At 36.9% G+C, this 6818-nt stretch carries 5 protein-coding genes; 3 read left to right on the top strand and 2 right to left on the bottom strand.

Annotated features, from left to right (window positions below; all coding sequences use genetic code 11):
* Positions 1-153: 153 nt before the first annotated feature.
* Both RHTP_RS07020 and hemB read right to left on the bottom strand, forming a co-directional pair.
* On the bottom strand, positions 154-777 hold the full coding sequence (locus RHTP_RS07020) for a hypothetical protein (protein ID WP_138107417.1): 624 nt from the start codon (positions 775-777) through the stop codon (positions 154-156).
* A gap of 50 nt (positions 778-827) precedes the next feature.
* Entirely contained in the window at positions 828-1790 is a 963-nt protein-coding gene (hemB, locus tag RHTP_RS07015; protein WP_244609536.1) for a porphobilinogen synthase, read from the bottom strand.
* A 185-nt stretch (positions 1791-1975) separates the two neighbouring features.
* Here hemB and RHTP_RS07010 point away from each other — a divergent pair, with 185 nt between their 5' ends.
* Genes RHTP_RS07010 through uvrB form a run of 3 tightly spaced genes read left to right on the top strand, consistent with a single transcriptional unit; the run spans position 1976 to position 6816 of the window.
* Positions 1976-3616, top strand: coding sequence for an FAD-dependent thymidylate synthase (locus RHTP_RS07010; RefSeq protein ID WP_138107415.1), 1641 nt, complete (start codon positions 1976-1978; stop codon positions 3614-3616).
* A complete protein-coding gene (locus tag RHTP_RS07005) occupies positions 3617-4816 on the top strand; it encodes an amino acid permease (RefSeq protein WP_138107414.1) in 1200 nt (399 codons plus the stop codon).
* 11 nt (positions 4817-4827) lie between these two features.
* Positions 4828-6816 carry an excinuclease ABC subunit UvrB gene (gene uvrB / locus RHTP_RS07000; RefSeq protein WP_305781719.1) on the top strand — a complete coding sequence of 663 codons (1989 nt, stop codon included), beginning with the start codon at positions 4828-4830 and terminating at the stop codon, positions 6814-6816.
* Positions 6817-6818 lie beyond the last annotated feature (2 nt).

Below are 6818 nucleotides of genomic sequence, written 5' to 3'. Positions count from 1 at the left end.
GAAATCCTTCCAAAAATCATCCACAGAGCAGTATAATTCAATAAGCGTTTCCATTTTTGACCTCTTTTGTTGTTGTTTTTTCAGAAACGAAACTTGTACAACATTAAGAGGTCTTTTTACACTGTTTTTTTGTCTTATCTTTCCTATTCTTAGTTAATTAAACTCAACATTGGGGTTAGAAGGAAGAAACGACTCTTTGGGTTTATTTTTTTCTTTAGAAACCGCAGCAGTAGATGCTCCGGCTGCGCTTGCAGCAACTGCTGGGGAGGCCACTGCAAAAATAACAACAGCTGCGGCTACAACAACAACAGCTCCGATAATAAAACCTGTCTTATGCTTTTTGATAAATCGTTTAGCGCTCTTGCATTGTTTTTTCATCCATCCTCTACAAAGAATAGCTTCTGTTTGTGCAGAAAGAACAAGGGGAAGAGTGCTGCTTTCAGAAAAGGAGAAAGAACAATCCTCTTGGGATAATAACGCTTGAATGTCTTGTTCCAAAGCTTCTTCATCACCGGGCAATACCCCTTCTCTTGCTAGTAGGATCAGAAATTGAATAATCTCTTCTTGATCTTCAGGACTGCATTCTTCTATTTTATCGTTTTCAATGGCATCGAGTAAGGCTATAATGTCATCATAAAAAAATAGAGGACCTTTTCCTATCCATTTTTGCAAAGTTGTTGTTTCAACAGATGCTTTTGGAGTGTAAATAGTGAAGGCAGGAGCTTTCTGATTAACAATAAGAGAGAGTATTGTAAGAAGAAATATGAAATATCGCACTTTTGGCCTGAAATTATTTGTATGAAGCTAACATCGATTCAATTTTATTTCTATGGAAATAACAGAGGAGCAGCATAGCTGAAAATAAAATCAGCTCCTGCTCGTTTAATACTCAGCATGGCTTCTTGAAAGGTCTCTTTTGCTTGTAGGATTCCTTTCTCTTCAGCAGCCATGATCATAGCGTATTCTCCACTGACGTGATAGGCGCAAATGGGTAGAGAAAGTGCTGCTTTCATTTTGGTAATGATATCTAAATAGTAAAGTGCAGGCTTTACCATGAGAATATCAGCTCCTTGTTCTTCGTCTAATAAGGCTTGGCGAATCGCTTCCCGAGAATTGGCTGGGTTCATTTGATAGCTTTTTTTATCGCCGTGTTGCAAATGAGAACCTACTGCATCGCGAAAGGGGGAATAGAGACAGGAGGCATACTTGGCTGTATAAGCTAAAATTCCGACTTGATGAAAAAAATGATTGTCTAATACAGTGCGAATTGCTCTGATACGACCATCCATCATATCGCTAGGAGCTACTAAATCAGCGCCAAATTGTGCATGTAAAAGAGCCATTTGAGAGAGAATGGAAACCGTCTCATCATTGAGAACTTCTTTCTGTTCGTTGAGAATTCCATCGTGTCCATGGGAAGTAAAAGGATCTAATGCAATATCGGTAATTACACATAAAGAAGGGATTTCTTTTTTTAATTTCTGTAGGGCTTGAGGGACTAGTCCTTTTTCCCAAAGCGCATAAGTAGCATTTATATCTTTGTACTCATGAGGAATAGTGGGGAATAAAGCGATGGCTAAAATTCCTTTAGCATGCCAGGTTTCTGCTTCTTTAATAAGTTTTTCTAAAGGCCAAGCAAATACACCTGGCATATTGACGATACTCTTTTTTTCCTTTTCTGTTGTAACAAAAACAGGTAGTACGAAATCACTAGGAAGCAGTACAGTCTCTGCTAGAAGAGAACGGATGGCTACGGTTTTTCGATTGCGACGAGGTCTTTTAATCAACATAAGGCACCTTTTAAGAAAACGCATATTGATCAAAGCATATCAAAGGCTATTTATGCAAATGTTGAACCTTGATTCTTATTTGCATGGGATGGTTTTTTCTTGATTGTGCCTAAAGAATATGTCACTCTATTAATATTTAAGGCAAATCATTAAATGAAAGAAACAAGGATTAAAAGGAAGATTTCATGACCGAAGGTTACGAAGAATTCACAGATAGTCAAATTAAAATCCTTCAAAGATATGTAACTCATACTACAAGTAATATTTTTTGTTTACGAAATTTACCAGAAGTAATTAAAGGGGCTTTGTTTTCCCGCTATTCTAGGTCCAGTTTAGGACTAAGATCTTTATTGCTTAAAGATTTTATTCTTAATGAGGAAACCGCCTTTACAGCAATTACAGGAATTCAAGCGGATTTAGACCAGGAGCAAGTAGAAGATCAAATCATAGGAATCAAAAAAGCGCAAAACTTTTATGATCGAATTTTAGACGGCTATGGTGATGATTCTATTGGAGAATTAGGAGGAGGGCATCTTGCTATTGAAAATGTTTCCATGATTTCAGCTAAAATCATTGAAGATGCTCGAATCGGAGGATCTCCTTTAGAAAAATCCACTCGTTATATTTATTTTGATCAAAAAATAGATGGAAAATATTTGTTTTACCGAGAACCTATTCTATTAGCATCAGCATTTCGTGAAGCGTATTTGCAAACTTGTAACTCATTATTTGAAACTTATTCTTCTTTGATACCTCCTTTAATGGAGCAAATGGAAAAAAAATTCCCTAAAGAACACGATGTCTCCAAAGTTGCCTATGCAGCTGCTCTGCGCGCTAAAGTTCTTGACTGTTTGCGAGGGCTTTTACCTGTAAGCACATTGACAAATATGGGGGTATATGGAAACGGACGATTTTTTGAATGTTTAATACAGAAATTAAATAGCCATAATTTGGCTGAAGTACAAGATATCGGTAAAAAAAGTTTTCAGGAGCTAAATAAAATCCTTCCTTCTTTCGTTCGAAGAGCTGATCTTAATCATAAATATCAGCTTAGTTTTTCACAGTTTCGTGAGCAGATGGGCAATACATTAAAACTACTTGCTTCTAGACACTGCGTTGGTTTAGATAAAATGGAGCACCCAGGAGTGAGATTAATTGGGTATGAAGAAGAATCTCCTATAAAAGTAGCGGCCGCTTTATTGTTTGAATATTGTCATGCAGGGTTATTTGAGCTGCAAGAGCATTGTAAAAACCTTTCTGAAGAGGAATTAAATCACATTTTAGATTCAGCAGCTAATTTCCGTGAGAATAGAAGACATAAATCTCCAAGAGCTTTAGAACATGCAACGTTTACTTTTGAAATAGTAGCTGACTTTGGTGTGTATCGCGACCTGCAACGCCATCGAATTCTCACTCAAGAAAGACAACTTATCACCTGTGATTTTGGTTATTTTATTCCTCATGAAATTTTAGACACGGAAATGGAAAAGCCTTATCGGGAGGCAATGGAAAGGGCTAAAAGAGTTTATGATACAATTGCTGAAGAGTTTTCTGAAGAAGCCCAGTATGTAGCTCCCATGGCTTTTAATATGCATTGGTATTTTCATGTAAACCTGCGTTCTCTTCAATGGCTTTGCGAATTACGTTCTGCTCCAGCAGGTCATCCTACCTATCGATTTATTGCGCAAGAGATGGCAAAACAAGTATGCCATGTCTTGCCTATTTTTGAGCGTTTCTTCAAGTTTGTCGACTATGAAGGATATGAGCTAGGTCGTTTAGATCAAGAGATTCGAATTATTGAGAAGAAGACAGCTAAAGGCCACTAGATGAAACAAGGCAGTGTTATGGGTGGGGCTTTGCTCATTGCAGGCAGCTGTATTGGAGCTGGTATGTTAGCCTTGCCAATAGTGACGGGGATGGCTGGTTTTCTTTGCTCCACTATTTTATTCTTTCTTGCTTGGGCTTTTATGACTTCTACGGCTTTATTACTGGTAGAAACAAATGGGTGGTTTCATGAGCAGATTAACTTTTTGTCTATTTTAGATCATACCATCGGAAAATCTTTCAAGGCATTGGGCTGGATTACTTATCTCTTTCTCTTTTATGCATTACTAGTTGCCTATATTTCTGGTACGGGTACATTATTTGCTTCTTTTTTTTATTCTTTTTTTAATCTACAGATCCCTGATTGGATAGGATCTGTGGCATTAATTGTGTTGTTTGGTTGGATTGTCTATTTAGGAACAAGAAGTGTTGACTTGTGTAACCGCTTTCTTATGCTGGTTAAGATTATTTTTTTTGGGCTTCTTGTATTATTTAGCATAACTTATGTCAATCCTAAGTTGCTTTTGTATGAGAATTTTATTTATGCACCGAAATCTTTTCCTTTACTCATTATTGCATTTGGTTTTCATAATATGGTCCCCTCTCTTACCAATTATATGAAAGGAGACTTAAAACGCGTACGTCTTTCTATTGTTATAGGAAGTCTAATGGCATTTGCAATCTATTTAATTTGGGAATTTATCGTATTAGGAATTCTTCCTTTAGATCAAATTAGGGAATCTTTACGAACAGGAAAAGACTCCTCACAAGCTCTTTCTTTATTCTTGAATCTTACGACAATTAAGATGTGGTCTGGAGGGCTAGCTTTTTTTGCTATTTTAACTTCTTTTTTTTCTCAAGCATTAAGCTTAGTGCATTTTTTAGCTGATGGATTTAAGGTTACGCATAAAAAGCACGAGTCTTTAAGCCTTTGCCTACTTGCTTTCTGTCCTCCTTTACTTTTTGCTCTTTGCTACCCGCAGTTATTTTTTAAAGCTTTGAATTTTGCAGGAGGGATTTGTGCAGTGATCCTTTTTGGGATTTTACCAGTAACCATGGTGTGGATTGGACGCTATCATAAGTTAATGAAAGGGGCTTATCGATTTCCTTTTGGTAAAATTTCTTTAGTTTTAATATTTACTGTTGCTGTTTCTATTCTTTTTTTACAGATAGCAGATATGCTAGGATCAAGTAGCATTTAATTTGGATTTCTATGACATTTTCCCTAAACAGCGAGTTCATTCCTTGTGGAGACCAACCGCAAGCCATCGATTTATTGGTGAAAAGAATACAAGAGGGGAAAAAAGCTCAAGTTCTTTTAGGAGTAACAGGATCGGGAAAAACATTTACGATGGCTAATGTCATCCAGAGATTAAATAGATCTTCTTTAGTGATTGCACACAATAAAACTTTGGCTGCTCAATTATATCAAGAGTTCAAAGGATTTTTCCCAAATAATGCCGTTGAATACTTTGTTTCTTATTATGACTACTATCAACCAGAAGCATATATTGCCCGAACTGATACGTATATTGAGAAGGATTTAGCGATTAACGATCAGATCGATCGGATGCGCTTGAGCGCTACAAGGTCTTTGATTGAAAGAGAAGATGTCATCATAGTAGCTTCTGTCTCTTGTATTTATGGCTTAGGCCTGCCTGAGTATTACAGTCAGATGTTATTAACAATTACAGTAGCAGAAAAGCGTCGTCGTGATGATATTTTACTGCATTTGGTCGAAATGCACTATAAGCGCAATGATTATGATCTTGTGCGCGCTAGTTTTCGTGCTCGGGGAGATGTATTAGAAATTGTTCCAGCCTATGAAGAGAACCTAGCTTATCGTATAGAATTTTTTGGCGATGAAATTGAGCGTATTTGTGAGATTGATCCTTTAACCGGTAGAGTTCGCACTGTTTTAGAAAAGATCACTATTTATCCAGGCTCCCATCATGTAACTCCTGAAGGGGTTCGTTTTAAAGCAATAGATGCCATTAAAAAGGAATTAGAGCAAACAGTCGCGCTTTTAGAAGCAGAAAATAAAATGATAGAAAAGCAAAGGTTATGGCAGAGAACAACTTATGACTTGGAGATGATGCGAGAAATTGGATTTTGCAAGGGAATTGAAAACTATTCTCGTCATTTCAGTGGTAGAATGCCTGGCGATCCCCCTCCTTGTTTATTAGATTATTTTCCAGATGATTTCCTGGTTTTTATCGATGAGTCTCATCAAACCCTTCCACAATTACATGCAATGTACAATGGAGATAGAGCACGTAAAAAATCTTTAGTAGAATATGGGTTTCGCCTTCCTTCTGCATTTGACAATCGCCCTCTAAAATTTGAAGAAGTTCACCAAAGAATCAATCAAGTGGTTTATGTTTCTGCAACTCCTTCTGAATGGGAAGTAAAGGAAGCAGAAGGAGAGATTGTACAGCAGATCATTCGTCCTACAGGACTATTAGACCCTCTTATTGAAATTAAACCAGCTACTGGTCAAGTAGATGATTGCTTAGAACTTATTCGTCAAGAAACAGAAAAAAATAGAAGGGTTTTAGTAACTACTTTAACTAAAAAGCTATCAGAGGATCTATCTAAATATTTAACAGAAATTGGAATTAAAGCAAAATATCTGCATTCAGATATAGACACTCTAGAGCGTGTGCAGATCATCAATGACTTGCGTAAAGGAATCTTTGATGTGCTAGTTGGTATTAATTTGCTGCGAGAGGGTCTGGATATTCCAGAGGTATCTCTTGTTTGTATTCTCGATGCTGATAAAGAAGGATTCTTACGTAGCCAGACAGCTTTGATTCAGACCTGTGGAAGAGCAGCGCGTAATATAGATGGTCATGTTGTGATGTATGCAGATAAAATTACAAAGTCGATTCAAGGTGCACTTGATACCACAAAGGCAAGACGAAGCATACAGCAAGAATATAATGAAAAACATGGCATTATTCCGCAAACGATTCAAAAGAGAAAAATAGAAGATCTTGCTCAAACGTTTGCAAATGTTATAGATACTTTAGAAGAAGAAAAAATTACCCATCTAACAACCAAAGAAATTGAGAAAAAAATTAAAGAGTATGAGAAAAAAATGAAGGTAGCAGCTAAAGAGATGCGATTTGAAGACGCAGCAGCTTTTCGCGACCAACTCCAGTCTTATAAAGAGTTGCGTTTGTTAGAAGAGGAGATATAAAA

The organism is Candidatus Rhabdochlamydia sp. T3358, from assembly GCF_901000775.1.
In the GTDB taxonomy this organism is placed as follows: domain Bacteria; phylum Chlamydiota; class Chlamydiia; order Chlamydiales; family Rhabdochlamydiaceae; genus Rhabdochlamydia.
This window is presented reverse-complemented; position numbering and strand designations above follow the sequence as displayed.